The organism is Lentzea sp. CC55 (assembly GCF_021056325.1).
Taxonomy (GTDB): domain Bacteria; phylum Actinomycetota; class Actinomycetes; order Mycobacteriales; family Pseudonocardiaceae; genus Lentzea; species Lentzea jiangxiensis.
This window is the reverse complement of sequence record NZ_JAJCXE010000029.1, coordinates 61,857-76,093: the sequence shown is the minus strand read 5'-3', so window position 1 is coordinate 76,093 and position 14,237 is coordinate 61,857. Positions and strand designations below refer to the sequence as shown.

The following is a 14,237-nucleotide window of genomic DNA, read 5'->3' as shown; positions in this document are numbered from 1 at the left end:
TCTCGCGGACCTCCGAGCGCCGGGGCGGGTCCTTTTTGAACCTGGTCCTGGTGAGCCTGCTCGCGCCGAGCGGCACGGAGAAGGCCAGGTCGGGGTTCTCGTCGCGACCGACGGCGAGCTCGAGCGAGCCGCCGCTGATGTCGAGGCAGAGCACCTTGCCCGCGGACCAGCCGTACCAGCGGCGGACCGCGAGGAAGGTGGACTTCGCCTCGTCCTCGCCGGACAGGACCCTGAGGTCGACCCCGGTCTCGGTGCGCACCCGGTCGAGCACCTCGGCTGAGTTGCCCGCCTCGCGCACCGCCGAGGTCGCGAACGCCATCAGGTCCTCGCAGCCGGACCGCTTGGCCGACGCCTTCGCGGCGGCCACGGCGCGAACGAGCTGGTCAGCACCCGCTTTGGAGAGCTGACCCGAGTCGTCCAACTGCTCGGCGAGACGAAGGATCGTCTTCTCGGACGTCATGGGGATGGGGTGGGCACCACGATGCGCGTCCACCACCAAGAGGTGGACGGTGTTGGAACCCACGTCGAGAACGCCCAGGCGCACGCCGGAAACGGTACCTGGTCGTGTCCGTCAGGACTCGAACTTGTAACCCAGACCCCTCACGGTCACCAGGTGCCGCGGTGCCGACGGGTCCGGTTCGATCTTCGAGCGCAGCCGCTTGACGTGCACGTCCAGCGTTTTCGTGTCCCCCACGTAGTCCGCTCCCCACACGCGGTCGATCAGCTGGCCCCTGGTCAGGACGCGGCCGACGTTGCGCAGCAGGTACTCCAGGAGGTCGAACTCCTTGAGCGGGAGGCTGATGTCCTGGCCACCGACGGTGACGACGTGGCGTTCCACGTCCATCCGCACCGGACCGGCCTCGAGGATCTGCGGCAGCAGGTCCTCGGACTCACCGCCGCGGCGCAGCACCGCGCGGATGCGGGCGATGAGCTCGCGGGCCGAGTAGGGCTTGGTGACGTAGTCGTCCGCGCCCAGCTCCAGGCCGACGACCTTGTCGATCTCGCTGTCGCGCGCCGTCACCATGATCACGGGGACGGCGGAGCGCTGGCGCAGCTGCTTGCAGACGTCCGTGCCGCTCATGCCGGGCAGCATCAGGTCGAGCAGCACGATGTCGGCGCCGTTGCGGTCGAACTCCTCGAGCGCCTCCTGGCCGGTGGCGGCGAGCGCCGCGGTGAACCCCTCCTTGCGCAGCAGGAAGGCGAGCGGATCGGCGAAGGACTCCTCGTCCTCCACGATGAGCACCCTGGTCACAGCTCTCCTCCTGGCTCACCCGTGCCAATCGGCACGAGAGTCGGGTTCTGTTCGGTCGCCGCGGCGGGAATCCGCAGCGTGAAGGTGGAACCCGTTCCTGGCAGGCTCCACAGCTTCACCTCACCGCCGTGGTTGGCGGCGACGTGCTTGACGATCGCGAGCCCCAGCCCGGTGCCCCCGGTGGCGCGCGAACGGGCCTTGTCGACGCGGTAGAAGCGCTCGAAGACGCGGATCTGCTGGTCCTCGGCGATGCCGATGCCGCGGTCGGTCACGGCGATCTCGACGTACCCGTCCACCAGCCGGCGGCTGACGCTCACGGGGCTGCCGGGCGGCGAGTAGGCGACGGCGTTGTCCAGCAGGTTCGTCAGCGCCGTGACCAGCAACGACCGGTCGCCCGGCACGATGAACCCGCTCGGCTCGTCGGTGGTGATGGTGATGTTGGCCGACTCGGCGGCGAGCTTCGAGCGCGACAGGGCCTCGTTGACCACGACGTCGATCTCGGTGTCGGACAGCTCCGGCAGCTTCTCCGCGCCCTGCAGCCGCGACAGCGCGATCAGCTCGGTGACGAGCGTGCCGAGGCGCGTGGCCTCCTGCATGATCTTCGCGCTGAACCGGCGGACCTCGTCCTGGTCGTCGCTCGCGTCCAGCACGGCCTCCGCGAGCAGCGCCAACGCGCCGACGGGGGTCTTCAGCTCGTGGCTGACGTTCGCCACGAAGTCGCGCCGGGTCTTCTCCAGCCGCACCGACTCCGACTCGTCCGTGGCGTCCACGACCGTGAAGTCCTCGATGAGCAGGCGGACCTCGGCGTGCACGGCCTCCGGCTGCCGTCCCGAACGGCCTTCCAGCGGCGAGAGGTCGACGTACACGACCTCGTTGCTGTTGCGGACGCCTTCGGCTGCCTTGCGCGCACGGTCGTCGACGCGGTTGTTGCGGACGATCCCGAGCTCTTCGGCACGGGGGTTGTGCAGCACCACGTCGCCGAAGTGGTTGAGCACCACGATGCCGTCGTGGGAGTCGTGGACGATCTGCTGGATCAGGTCGGCGACCGTGAGGCCTTCCGGCTTCCGGGGCTGCCTTGGTGCGGTGAACCGGCCGATGAGGAAAGCGGCTATCGCGCCGATGAGCGCGAGGCCGATCGACACAGCGAGGTAACCCGTTGTGGTCACGAGGCGAATGGTAAGCAGCTCAGAGGTGTCCTGGCCTAGTGCGGAAGCGTGAACCGTGATACCCGCGACACCTCAATGGACAGTTGTTCCGCACCTGGTCAGACCTTGTTCACCCAACCGTGTCCTAAGACGCGGAAAGGCGCACCCGATCTCCGGGTGCGCCTTTCTCCGAGTGCGGTTACCGACCCTGGTTCGCGACCGCCGCGATGGCGTCCTTCGCCGCGTCCGGGTCGAGGTACTCGCCGCCCGGCTTGATCGGCTTGAGGTCCTCGTCGAGGTCGTAGCGCAGCGGGATGCCCGTGGGGATGTTGAGCCCCGCGATGGCCTCGTCGGAGATGCCGTCGAGGTGCTTCACGAGCGCGCGCAGCGAGTTGCCGTGCGCGGCCACGAGGACCGTCTTGCCCGTGCGCAGGTCCGGCACGATCGCCTCGTCCCAGTACGGGAGCATGCGCTTCACGACGTCGAGCAGGCACTCGGTCAGCGGCAGGTCGGGGCCGAGGCCCGCGTAGCGCGGGTCGGTGTCCTGGCTGAACTCGCTGCCGGGCTCGATGGGCGGCGGCGGGGTGTCGTAGGAGCGGCGCCAGAGCATGAACTGCTCCTCGCCGAACTCCTCCAGCGTCTGCTTCTTGTTCTTGCCCTGCAACGCGCCGTAGTGGCGCTCGTTCAGGCGCCAGTCGCGGCGGACCGGGATCCAGTGCCGGTCGGCGGCGTCGAGCGCCAGGTTCGCGGTCATGATCGCCCGGCGCATCAGGCTGGTGTGCAGGACCTCCGGCAGCACACCCGCCTCGCGCAGCAGCTGACCGCCGCGACGGGCCTCCTTCTCGCCCTTCTCCGACAGGGGGACGTCCACCCAGCCGGTGAACAGGTTCTCCGCGTTCCACGTGCTCTCGCCGTGGCGGAGCAGCACCAAGGTTCCGACAGACATGCCGGTTAGCCTGCCATGCCGCCCCTCCCGCCGTACCCCGGCAGGTCGTCGCGGCCTGCGGCGAACGCCCCCGGCGGTGGTCGCGCCGGGGGCGTTCGCCGGACGGATCAGGCCTGTTCGCGCGCCCTGAGGTCCTTGCGCAGGATCTTGCCCGCCGCCGACTTCGGGATCGCCTCGATGAACTCCACCACGCGCACCTTCTTGTGCGGCGCGACCTGCGAGGCCACGAACGCCATGACGGCGTCGGCGTCCAGGGTCGAGTCCTCCTGCCGGACCACGAACGCCTTCGGGATCTCCTCGCCGTCCGCGTCGCGCACGCCGATGACCGCCGCGTCGGCGATCTCCTCGTGCGTCAGCAGGACGGCCTCCAGCTCGGCCGGCGGCACCTGGTAGCCCTTGTACTTGATCAGTTCCTTGACGCGGTCGACGATCGAGACGATGCCGTCGTCGTCGATCACGGCCACGTCGCCGGTGTGCAGCCAGCCCTCGTCGTCGATGGTCGCGGCGGTGGCCTCCGGGTTGTTCAGGTAGCCCTTCATGATGTTCGGGCCCTTGCACCACAGCTCGCCGCGCTCGCCGGCACCGACGTCCTGGCCGGTGGCCGGGTCGACCAGGCGGCACTCCAGGTTCGGGATGATCACGCCGACGGTGCCGATCGAGATGTCCTCGCGGCCGTCCGGGATGGCGTGGCTGACCGGCGACATCTCGGTCATGCCGTAGCCCTGCGAGATCTTGCAGCCGATGCGCTTCTTCACCGCGTCGGCCAGGTCCTCGTCGAGCGGAGCCGCGCCCGAGAAGAGCAGCTTCATCGGGGACAGGTCGTAGTTGTCGACGATCGGGTGCTTCGCCAGGGCGACGGCGACCGGCGGCGCGATGTAGACGCGGTCGGTCCTGTGCTCGGCGATGACCCTCAGGAACTCCGGCAGCTCGAACCTCGGCAGCGTCACGACCACGCCGCCGATGTAGAGGCCGTTGTTCATCAGGACCTGCATGCCGTAGATGTGGAAGAACGGCAGCACGGCGAGGATTCGCGTGTGCGGGCCCACGTCGGACAGGATCGGTCCGCACTGCACGAGGTTCGCGACCAGGTTGCGGTGCGTCAGCATCACGCCCTTGGGCAACGCGGTCGTGCCGGACGAGTACGGCAGCACCGCGATGTCGTTGGCGGGGTCGATGGACACCTCGGGCACCGGGTGCGTGTTCGCCAGCAACTCCGGCAGCGACGGGTAGCCCTCGGCGCCGTCGAGCACGACCACGTCGGTCACGCCCGCCTTCTCGGCTCCCCCGGCGGCGTTCGGCAGCAGCACCGAGACCGTGAACAGCATCTTCGCGCCCGCGTCGTGCAGCTGGTGCGCGACCTCGTCGGGCGTGTAGAGCGCGTTGATCGTGGTGGCCGTGGCGCCCGCCCGCAGGATGCCGTGGAAGACGACGGCGTAGTAGGGCGTGTTCGGGCTCAGGATGCCGACGACATCACCTTTGCCGATACCTCGCGCGGCCAGCGCGGCCGCCAGGCGGTCGACGGCGCCGGCGAGCTGCCCGTAGGTCAGCGTCGCGCCGGACATGCCGTCGATGAGCGCAACCCTGTCCGCCCGGTCGGCGATGTCGCCGAACAACAGCTGGTGCAGCGACACGTCGGGGATCTCGACATCGGGGAACGGACTGCGAAAGACCATGCGGCGACCTCATTCACTCGCTGAACACCCAGCCTGTGGGGTCATCGTGAGCCAGGCCACTGAACTGGTCAAGGACTGGTGGATCGCTACAGATGCGTTACTTTGCGCCGCTAAATACACTCGAATGGAGCAATACAAGCACTTGTGATCGCAAGGATGTATCTGAGAAGTTGATACCGCCTCCGCGAGTCGGCTCCCACGCTTGTCCGTCGAGCGCGAGGCACCTTGCGCGGTTCGTCTTCCCCCGTCGAATCGCGTGGCCCGCTTGGGATCCGCAGGCTCCCCCCGTCCACGGATCCACTGCAGCGGGGACCTTTGACGCGGGACGGCTCGATGCGACTCCCCCTCTCTCCCGAGCCGTTCCGCGCATCACAAAGGCACACTCTCAGTAGAACTTGATTACGCCGCCTCGTTCGTTCGAGTGACGCGCCTGCGCCGCCGCATCAGGTAGACGACGGCGGCCGCCGGCACACCGAGCGCCACCAGGAACGGCAGCATCGCGCCGATGCCGATCAGCACCACGCCCGTGACCGCGACCAACGCGTCCCAGCCCCCGGCCAGTGCTCCGAGGAAGCCGACCTTCTCCTCCTCCGGCGGGGCGATCGGCGTGGTCGCGACGTCCACCGTGAGCGTCGCCATGGCGACCTGGCCCTTGAGCGACTCGCTGCGCCGCTGCATCGACTCGAGCTCGGCCTGCCGCTTGGTCAGCTCGCTCTCGACCTGGGCGACCTCCGAGGTCGACCCGGCCCGCTCGAACAGCGCGCGGAGCCGCTCGACGCTCGCCTTCTGCGTCGCGATGCGCGACTCGACGTCGACCAGCTGGTCGGTCACGTCCTGGCTGCGCACCTCGCTGCGTGTGACTTCCCCCACGTTCGCGAGGTCCTGGACGAGTTTGTCGAGCTCCACCGACGGCACCCGCACGGTCACCGACCCGGACTTCTTGGTCGAGTTCTCCTGCCCCGCGAACCCGCCCACCGCCCGTGCGCGGTCCTTGACCTGGCCGATGGCCTTCAGCACGTCGTCGGCCCGGAGGTCGACGTCCGCCGTGCGCACCAGCTGGCGTTCCTGCTGCTGCACCGGCTGCACGGCCGGCGCGTTCTCCTGCTGGGGCGCCGCGTTCTGCGCCGCCTGCGGTGGGGCCGCGGCGTCCTTGGCCGAGGTCCCACCACCACTCGAACCGCTCCCGCACCCCGCTGAAGCAAGGGCCAGCAACGCGATTCCCACCCACAGCCCTGGTCTGCTCATGCCCTTCGGACGGCTCCGGCGGGACCGGGGGTTGCCGCGTAGGCCGAAACGAGTTGCCCGCTACTCCGAAACGAGATGTTGGAAGGCGGCCAGGTTCGCGAGCGACTCGCCGCGCGACACCCGCCACGCCCACTCCCGGCGGATCGCGTCGGCGAACCCGATCTCGAGCAGCGGGTTGAAGTCGCCGTCCGCCGCCTCCAGCACCTGGCCGAGCAGGCGGTCCAGCTCGTGGGAGGTCACGGCGTGCTTGCCGACCCTGCCGACGAGGTAGATGTCGCCCTCGCTGTCGATCGTGTAGTGCACCCCGTACAGCCGGGCGTTGCGGCGCAGCAGGAAGCGGTAGACGTCCTCGAACGACTGGTCGGGCCGCCGGCACACGAACGCCTCGACGACCAGGGCGTGCCCGGTCTCGACCAGCCACACGTTGGTCTGCAGCTTCTTGGTGCCCGGCAGCGTCACGAAGAACTTGCCCGGCTCGCGCCGGTCGTAGGTCAGCTCCCGCTCGTCCAGGAACTCCTTGATCACACTGTCGACGCTCAAGCGAAAACCTCCCGGCGGAACACCTCTGCCGCCTCTTGATACCCCGCCAGCAGGGCGTCAGTCGTGCGGTCCCAGGAGAAGCGTCGCGCATGCCCCACGGCGTTGCTCGCCAGGTGCTCCCGCTGCGGCAGCGCGAGCCCGCTGATCGCCTCGGCCCACCGCGCCGGCTCGTGGCCGTCCACGAGGATCCCGGACACCCCGTCGTTGACCGCGACCGGCAGGCCGCCGACCGCCGCCGCGACCACGGGCGTCCCGCAGGCCTGGGCTTCCAGCGCGACCAGCCCGAACGACTCGTTGTGGCTCGGCACGGCGACCAGGTCCGCCGCCCGGTAGACCCGCGCGAGCGCGGGCCCCGGCTGCGGCGGCAGGAAGCGCACCACGTCCGTGATCCGCAGCTGCCCGGCCAGCTCCTCCAGCGCCTTGGGCCGTTCCGTGCCGCTGCCCGACGGCCCGCCGACGATCAGCACGACCAGCCGCGACCGCAGGCCGGGGTCGCGCACCAGCATCTCCGCGGCGGCGCGGAGCAGCACGTCGGGGGCCTTCAACGGCTGGATCCGGCCGACGAACGCCAGCACGACCGCGTCCTGCGGGACGCCGAGCGACCGCCGGGCCTCGCCCCGGTCACCGGGCGTGAACCGGTCGAGGTCCACCCCGGGAGGCACGACGGCGACCTTGGACGGCTCCGCGTCGTAGAGCTTGACCAGCTCGCTCGCCTCGATGTCGGTGTTGGCCACGAGCCGGTCCGACTCGCCGACCACCTGCTCCTCGCCGATCACCCGCATCCGGGGCTCCGGCGCGTCGCCCTCGGCCAGCGCCAGGTTCTTCACCTTCGCCAGCGTGTGCGCGGTGTGCACCAGCGGCACGCCCCACCGTTCGCGCGCCAGCCAGCCGACCTGCCCCGACAACCAGTAGTGCGAGTGGATCGCGTCGTAGTAGCCGGGCTCGTGCCGTGCCTCGGCGCGCAGGACACCCGCCGTGAACGCGCAGAGCTGACCGGGCAGCTCCTCCTTGCCCAGGCCCTCGAACGGCCCCGCGGCGACGTGCCGGACGCGCACACCGGGCGCCAGCTCCGCGACCGGCGGCAGCTCCGAGGACGTGGCACGGGTGAAGATCTCCACCTCGACCCCGCGCCGGGCCATCCGGGTGGCCGTCTGCACGATGTAGACGTTCATCCCGCCCGCGTCCCCCGTGCCCGGCTGCTCGAGCGGCGAGGTGTGCACCGAGAGCACCGCCACGCGCTTCATCGGGCGACTCGCAGGAGATCGGCGGAGAACCGCTCGGGCCGCTCCAGGAAGGGCGCGTGCGCGGTGTCGGGGTACAGGCTCAACTCGGCTCCGGGGATCAGGGCGGCGGAGTACTCGGCGGCGGCAGGGGCGACCACCTCGTCTTGAGTTCCGTGCACGACCAGCGTCGGCACGTCGACTGCCTTCAACACGTCGGCGCTGCCCACATCCCTGCGGAACAGCTCTCCCCGCACCTTAGGGCTGACGGAGGTCGCGGCGGCTGTGAGTTCGCCGACCGTCCCAGAGGGCAGGGCAGGGGCCATGGCCTGGCAGAACTCCGCCATCACGGCGTCGTCGGTGATCGCGCCGGGCAACGCGGCCCGCATCACGGGGCCGGTCTCGCCCCCGGGGCGACCGCGGCCGATCTCGGTGATGGCGCTCACGAACACGAGCGCGCGGACGTTCGCCGTGCCGTGGAAGCGGAGGTAGTCGGCGATCACGAGACCGCCGTAGGACCAGCCGACGACGGTGGCGGGACCCGTGTGGTCGAGCACGGCCTTCAGGTCGGCGGCCCACCGCGCGGAGTCGCGGTAGTCGCCGAAGTCGTCGGACTCGCCGTGTCCGCGCAGGTCGACGGCGTGGGCGTGGAAGCCGGGGAGGTCCCAGACGGCTCCGGTCTGCGCCCAGCCGTGGACCAGCACCACCGGCGGCGCCCCGGCCGGACCTGATTCACGGACGGCCAGTCGTCCCCCGCCGGCCGCCGTCACGTGTGTCAGCTGCACACCCGTACGAACGACCTGGTCGGGGGACGCATTCCCGCCGGTCCTACTTGACGGCGGACTTCGCCTTCCACTGGTCCCAGGTGAGCTGCCAGTCGTACCAGTCGAACTGCGGCGGCAGCGTGGTGATGGAGCCGGTCACCTCGACCGGGTCACCGACGAGCGCCGAGTCGTAGTACGCCTTCGCGTCGGCCTCCAGCAGGTTCGCGCAGCCGTGCGAGGTGTTGTTGCTGCCGATGTTGGCCGCGTTGTCGTTGTTCTCGTGGATGAACTCGCCGTGGTTGGAGAACCGGACGGCCCACTTCTTCACGACGTTGGTGTAGCCGTAGCGCGGGTTGTCGAACGAGAACGAGTCGTGCTTCGACATGACGACGAACGTGCCGTTCGGCGTCGTGAGCTCCGGGTCGGCGTCCTTGCCGAACGACGCCGGGTAGTCGGCGACCTGCTGGCCGTCGCGGAACACCTTGAGCCGGTGCGTCGGGTTGTCGATCTTCACGACCTGGTTGCGGCCGATGGTGAAGTCGCTGGTCACGTCGGCCTTGCCGAACGCACCGCCGCCGTAGCCGACGCCGTAGAGCTTCGCCTCGACCTTGACGGTCGTGTTCGCCGGCCAGTACTTCTCCGGCCGGTAGTGGACCTCCTGGGCGTTCAGCCACGCCCACGAGCCCTGCACGTTCGCCGAGTTGGTGACCTTGAGCGCCTTCTCGACGGTCGCCTTGTCCTGGACCGGCGCCTCGAACTTGACCATGATCGGCGCCGCGACGCCGACGGTCTGGTTGTCGCTCGGCCAGAGGGTCGCGCGGGTCTGGGAGCCGGGCGCCACGGTGGTGAACGAGCCCTTGAGCTCGACCGGCTTGCCGTCGCTGCCGACGACCTTGCCGGAGTAGCTGTACGACTTGCCGTAGCCGAGCGGCTCGGCGGTCGTCCAGCCCGACCTGTCCTCGGTGAGCGTGCCCTTGACCTCTTTGCCCTCCGGCGACTTCAGCGCCACGGACTCGATCTTGCCGTCGACCACGGTCACCTGGACGGGACTCGTGACCTGCACGTCCTTGGTTCCGTCGACCGGCGACAGGGTGACCTTCGCGGACGGCAGCGAGCTGTCCGCCTTGGGCGACCCTCCCTCGACACTCGAGCAGCCGGTCAGCAGCGCCAGACCGGCGACCAGCGCGGCAAGTGTTCTCTTCACGGTTTCGACCTCCCACAAAGCAGGACGTCCGGCACGACCGGGTGGTGCGGGTGACGTCGGTCACACGCATGCCGTCCGCCTACGATCGGGGTCGTGAATCGACCTGTCGCAGTAGTGACCGGAGCTAGCGCGGGCATCGGCGAGGCCACCGCGCGGCGGTTGGCCGCGGAGGGGTTCCACGTCGTGCTCGGCGCACGTCGTCTGGACCTCCTCCACGTTATCGCGAAGGAAATCGACGGAACGGCTCTCGAGCTGGACGTCACCGATGAGGCCTCCGTCACCGCCTTCGCGGAGCGGGTGCCCGAGGCGCGGGTGCTCGTGAACAACGCGGGCGGCGCCCGTGGCCTCTCGACCGTCGCCGACGGCGACCCCGCCGAGTGGCGCTGGATGTGGGAGGCGAACGTCCTCGGCACCCTGCTGGTGACGAAGGCCTTCCTCCCGAAGCTGATCGCGTCCGGGGACGGGCACATCGTCTCCGTGACGTCCATCGCGGCGTTCGAGGCCTACGACAACGGTTCGGGCTACACGAGCGCCAAGCACGCGCAGTCGGCGTTGCACCGCACGCTGCGCGGCGAGCTTCTCGGGCAGCCGGTGCGCGTCACCGAGATCCAGCCGGGCATGGTCGAGACGGACTTCTCCGCCAACAGGTTCGGCGGCGACACCGAACGCGCGGCGAAGGTCTACGAGGGCCTCACCCCGCTGACGGCCGACGACGTGGCGGAGGTCATCTCGTTCGCCGTCACCCGGCCCTCGCACGTGAACCTCGACACGATCGTGCTCAAGCCGCGGGCCCAGGCCTCCGCGACTCGGGCACACCGGGAGTGAGCAGCTCCACGTCGAGCTGACGCAGGACGGGCTCGACGGGGTTCGCGAACCCCGTCGAGCCCGAACCGGCGACGTACAGGCCCACGACGCGGTTGTCGGCGTCGACCAGCACGGCGCCGCTGTCGCCGTGGTCGCCGAAGCGTTCCGCCGAGTGCACGCGGATCTGGTCGCGCAGCGTCCGGACGCCGATGCCGTCGCCGAAGTCGAGCCGGATCGTCGCCTCGGTCGAGGCGACCACGCCGTACGTGAGCCCGGTGGTGCGGCCGCGTTTGCGCACGGACGAACCGATCTCCGCCCGCGCGCTGCCGGTGACCGCCCCGATCTCCAGCACCTCCGCGCGGAACGGCCTGTCGCCCATCCGCAGTCCCGCCGCCGACACGGCGCCCGCGAGCGCCGCCCGGTCCAGCACGGCGACCCCGTCGGCTCCCGGCACGCCGCCGTCCACCCGGGACGGGTGCACGAACTCGTCGCCCACCGCCCACGAGTCGTCGACGCAGCCGACGTGGAACGTGGTGAGCCCCAGCACCTTCCGCGGCTCCTCGCGCGTGACGGCGAACGCGCCGAGCGTGCCGGCGATCACGTAGTCGCACGCCTTCGGCACATCGGGCGGCGCGATCCGGAACGCCCGCGCGGGGCCGATGCCGATCCCGCCGCGCAGCACCGCGTGCCGTTCCCCCGCGACGGGTTGCTCGTCCGAGTAGCGCACGGCCCTCGCCCGGTGCAGCACGATCGGCTCGGCGACCACGTCGGTCGGCACGCCGCCGACCTCCACCGGGATCTGCCGCGGGTGCTCGGGCCCCTTGGCGCACACGTAGACCACGATCGCGGCCTCGCCGGTCGGGCGCCCGCCGGTGACCTTCTCGCCGATGTCGACGCCGATCACGCCCGGCCGGCTCAGGAACTCGTCTTCGACCATGCGCTTGACCGGCCTGACGGCCTCGCGCGCGTTCTCGTCGAGGTAGCTCATAGCGACCTCCCGCACTTCCTCTACCTCAATGAAACACTCCGGGTAGCGGTTGGTCACATAGCGTCACTCGAACAGACCTACAGCTGAACGCCCACGAAGACCGGTTCGGGGTGCAGCTCGACGCCGAACGCCGCCCGCACGCCGTCGCGCACCTCGCGCGCCAGGTCGAGCAGGTCCTCGGTCGAGGCGCCGCCGCGGTTGGTGAGGGCCAGCGTGTGCTTGCCGGACAACGACACCCGGCCGCCGGGGCCCTGGTGGCCCTTGCGGAAGCCGGCGCGTTCGATCAGCCACGCCGCGGAGAGCTTCTTCCGGCCGTGGCCCGCCGGGTAGACCGGCACGGTCACGTCGGCGCCGAGGCGTTCGGAGATCCGGATGAGCACGCTCGTCAGCGTCGCGTCGTCGACGATCGGGTTGGTGAAGAACGAGCCGGCGCTCCACGTGTCGTGGTCGGCCGGGTCGAGCACCATGCCCTTGCCGCGGCGCAGCTCCAGCACGGCCTTGCGGGCCTCGTCCGCCGGGACGCGATCACCCTGCGCCACCCCGAGGACGCGCGCGAGCTCGCCGTAGCGGATCGGCGCGGACATGCCGCCCGCGGTCAGCGAGAAGCGGGTGCGCAGCACCACGGCGTTGTCCGTGCCCTTGAGCACGCTGGTGCGGTAGGCGAGGCCGAGCTTCGCGGCGGGCACCTGGTGCACCTTGCCGCTGCGGCGGTCCAGCAGGTCGACCGACTGCAGCACCTGGGAGATCTCGACGCCGTAAGCGCCGACGTTCTGCACGGGCGTGGCCCCGTTGAGGCCGGGGATGCCCGACAGGCACTCGAGCCCGCCGAGGCCCTGCGCGACCGCCTCGGCGACGACGGAGTCCCACTCCTCGCCCGCCTCGACGGTGAACTGGACGATGCCGCCGCCCAGCGGGTCGAGCCGGAAGCCCTTGGTGGCGACGTGCACGACCGTGCCCTCGAAGCCGCCGTCGGAGATCACGAGGTTGGACCCGCCGCCGAGCACGAGGACCTTCTCGTCGGTGGCGGCGTCGGCTGTTCGCACGGCTTCGACCAGCTCAGAGGCGGTCGTGGCGTGGACGAACCGCGCGGCCGGCCCACCGAGTCGGAGCGTCGTGCGCTCGGCCAGAGGTACGGACTGCGTGGTGGTCACAGACGTCAACGGTAGCCTCCGCGACATGGCACGCCGCATCGAGCACCACACCACCTCACCCCATTCGGCGGAGAAGGTCTTCGGCGCGATGGTCGACGAGACCCACCTGCGCGACCGGCTGGCCGCGATCGGGGGCTCGAACGCCGAGCTCGTGACGTTCTCGAGCACCGGCGGGAAGACGACGTACCAGCTCAAGCAGGGTGTGCCCGCCGAGCACCTGCCGTCGGCGGTCAAGGCCGCGCTGGGCGGCGACCTGGTGATCCAGCGCACGGAGACGTGGGCCGCGGGCGCCGGCACGGTCGAGGTGGCCGTGGGCAGCGTGCCCGGCCGCCTGGAGGGCGCCTTCACCGTCCTCGACAACGGCTCCGGCTCGAAGACCACCCTCACGGGAGAGGTCAGGGTGGGCATCCCGCTGCTGGGCGGCAAGCTCGAGAAGCTGATCGCGGAGCAGGTCGCCGTGCTGCTCGACAAGGAGAGCGAGTTCACGTCGGAATGGCTCGCAAACCGCGGCTAGCGGCCGGCCGGGCCCGTGCGCTCGGCCTGCCGACGCGCGGCACCACGAACCCGAACCGCCTGCGCCGGGTCGACCGCTGGACGACCGGCACACTCGCCGGTTTCCTCCGCGACGCCGCCGACCCGCTCGTGGTCGACCTCGGCTACGGCGCGACGCCGATCACCACCGTCGAGATGGCCTCCCGGCTGCGGGCGGTGCGTCCCGACGTGCGCGTGCTCGGGCTGGAGATCGACGCCGACCGGGTGGAGGCGGGCAAGGCCGTGGCCGACCCGCCGTGGCTCGACTTCCGGCGCGGCGGCTTCGAACTGGCGGGCGCCCGTCCGGTGCTGCTGCGCGCGTTCAACGTGCTGCGCCAGTACACCGAGGAGCAGTCGTTCGAGGCGTGGGACACGATGCTGTCGCGCATGGCCCCCGGCGGCCTGGTCGTCGAGGGGACGTGCGACGAGATCGGTCGTCGCTGCACGTGGGTGACGTTGTCGGCCGAGGGGCCCCTGCGGTTCACGCTGGCGTGCAAGCCGTCCGGGATCGAGGTGCCGTCGGACCTGGCCGAGCGGCTGCCCAAGGCGTTGATCCACAAGAACGTGCCGGGCGAGCGCGTGCACGCCCTGCTGGCCGAGCTGGACGCCTGCTGGGCGACGGCGGCGCCGTTCGCACCGTTCGGGCCGCGGGCCCGGTGGGTCGAGTCGGCGCGGCTGCTGGCCGAGCGCGGCTGGCCGGTGCTGGACGACCGCCGCCGCTGGCGGCTCGGCGAAATCACGCTCGATTGGGCCGCCGTCGCGCCCTAGGGTGGT

The 14,237-nt window shown here is 70.5% G+C and carries 14 protein-coding genes and 1 pseudogene; 3 read left to right on the top strand and 12 right to left on the bottom strand.

Annotated features, from left to right (window positions below):
• The 10 genes and pseudogenes from L6E10_RS24710 to L6E10_RS24665 all read right to left on the bottom strand — a co-directional run.
• Positions 1–544: pseudogene (locus tag L6E10_RS24710) on the bottom strand (hypothetical protein); the annotation flags it as partial.
• A 27-nt stretch (positions 545–571) separates the two neighbouring features.
• Entirely contained in the window at positions 572–1,252 is a 681-nt protein-coding gene (locus L6E10_RS24705) for a response regulator transcription factor (RefSeq protein ID WP_053737067.1), read from the bottom strand.
• Entirely contained in the window at positions 1,249–2,418 is a 1,170-nt protein-coding gene (locus L6E10_RS24700) for a cell wall metabolism sensor histidine kinase WalK (protein WP_236221912.1), read from the bottom strand. Before L6E10_RS24700 ends, L6E10_RS24705 begins: the two co-directional genes overlap by 4 nt.
• Positions 2,419–2,596: 178 nt before the next feature.
• On the bottom strand, positions 2,597–3,343 hold the full coding sequence (locus L6E10_RS24695; protein WP_090094577.1) for a phosphoglyceromutase: 747 nt from the start codon (positions 3,341–3,343) through the stop codon (positions 2,597–2,599).
• 107 nt (positions 3,344–3,450) lie between these two features.
• Positions 3,451–5,016: an AMP-binding protein gene (locus L6E10_RS24690; RefSeq protein ID WP_236221911.1), complete on the bottom strand. Its 1,566-nt coding sequence runs from the start codon at positions 5,014–5,016 to the stop codon at positions 3,451–3,453.
• Positions 5,017–5,415: 399 nt separating this feature from the next.
• Entirely contained in the window at positions 5,416–6,261 is an 846-nt protein-coding gene (locus tag L6E10_RS24685; RefSeq protein ID WP_236221910.1) for a DUF4349 domain-containing protein, read from the bottom strand.
• A 60-nt stretch (positions 6,262–6,321) separates the two neighbouring features.
• Positions 6,322–6,801 (bottom strand): YbjN domain-containing protein, encoded by a 480-nt coding sequence (locus L6E10_RS24680; protein ID WP_090094574.1) that lies wholly within the window; start codon positions 6,799–6,801, stop codon positions 6,322–6,324.
• Positions 6,798–8,045, bottom strand: a complete 1,248-nt coding sequence (gene mshA, locus L6E10_RS24675; protein WP_236221909.1) for a D-inositol-3-phosphate glycosyltransferase — start codon at positions 8,043–8,045, stop codon at positions 6,798–6,800. Before mshA ends, L6E10_RS24680 begins: the two co-directional genes overlap by 4 nt.
• Entirely contained in the window at positions 8,042–8,806 is a 765-nt protein-coding gene (locus L6E10_RS24670; protein WP_236221908.1) for an alpha/beta fold hydrolase, read from the bottom strand. Before L6E10_RS24670 ends, mshA begins: the two co-directional genes overlap by 4 nt.
• Before the next feature lie 43 nt (positions 8,807–8,849).
• On the bottom strand, positions 8,850–9,989 hold the full coding sequence (locus L6E10_RS24665) for an Ig-like domain-containing protein (RefSeq protein ID WP_236221907.1): 1,140 nt from the start codon (positions 9,987–9,989) through the stop codon (positions 8,850–8,852).
• 93 nt (positions 9,990–10,082) lie between these two features.
• On the opposite strand from L6E10_RS24665, the gene L6E10_RS24660 reads away from it, so the two are divergent.
• Positions 10,083–10,814, top strand: coding sequence for an SDR family oxidoreductase (locus L6E10_RS24660; RefSeq protein ID WP_236221906.1), 732 nt, complete (start codon positions 10,083–10,085; stop codon positions 10,812–10,814).
• Here L6E10_RS24660 and L6E10_RS24655 read toward each other — a convergent pair.
• Positions 10,768–11,796, bottom strand: a complete 1,029-nt coding sequence (locus tag L6E10_RS24655; protein WP_236221905.1) for a S1 family peptidase — start codon at positions 11,794–11,796, stop codon at positions 10,768–10,770. The genes L6E10_RS24660 and L6E10_RS24655 overlap by 47 nt on opposite strands.
• Positions 11,797–11,858: 62 nt before the next feature.
• Positions 11,859–12,959, bottom strand: coding sequence for a UDP-N-acetylmuramate dehydrogenase (locus L6E10_RS24650; RefSeq protein WP_236221904.1), 1,101 nt, complete (start codon positions 12,957–12,959; stop codon positions 11,859–11,861).
• Here L6E10_RS24650 and L6E10_RS24645 point away from each other — a divergent pair.
• Complete coding sequence (locus L6E10_RS24645) at positions 12,958–13,446, top strand: DUF2505 domain-containing protein (RefSeq protein WP_236221903.1); 489 nt, start codon at positions 12,958–12,960, stop codon at positions 13,444–13,446. The two genes, L6E10_RS24650 and L6E10_RS24645, sit on opposite strands and share 2 nt — an antisense overlap.
• A complete protein-coding gene (locus L6E10_RS24640; RefSeq protein ID WP_090094569.1) occupies positions 13,425–14,231 on the top strand; it encodes an SAM-dependent methyltransferase in 807 nt (268 codons plus the stop codon). The genes L6E10_RS24645 and L6E10_RS24640 overlap by 22 nt, the downstream gene beginning before the upstream one ends.
• Positions 14,232–14,237: the final 6 nt, after the last annotated feature.

Excerpts from the sequence above, each read along its gene's own strand:
- L6E10_RS24695 (WP_090094577.1), bottom strand. The coding sequence starts at position 3,343 with ATGTCTGTCGGAACCTTGGTGCTGCTCCGCCACGGCGAGAGCACGTGG.
- L6E10_RS24690 (WP_236221911.1), bottom strand. The coding sequence starts at position 5,016 with ATGGTCTTTCGCAGTCCGTTCCCCGATGTCGAGATCCCCGACGTGTCG.
- L6E10_RS24685 (WP_236221910.1), bottom strand. The coding sequence starts at position 6,261 with ATGAGCAGACCAGGGCTGTGGGTGGGAATCGCGTTGCTGGCCCTTGCT.
- mshA (WP_236221909.1), bottom strand. The coding sequence starts at position 8,045 with ATGAAGCGCGTGGCGGTGCTCTCGGTGCACACCTCGCCGCTCGAGCAG.
- L6E10_RS24645 (WP_236221903.1), top strand. The coding sequence starts at position 12,958 with ATGGCACGCCGCATCGAGCACCACACCACCTCACCCCATTCGGCGGAG.
- L6E10_RS24650 (WP_236221904.1), bottom strand. The coding sequence starts at position 12,959 with ATGTCGCGGAGGCTACCGTTGACGTCTGTGACCACCACGCAGTCCGTA.
- L6E10_RS24640 (WP_090094569.1), top strand. The coding sequence starts at position 13,425 with ATGGCTCGCAAACCGCGGCTAGCGGCCGGCCGGGCCCGTGCGCTCGGC.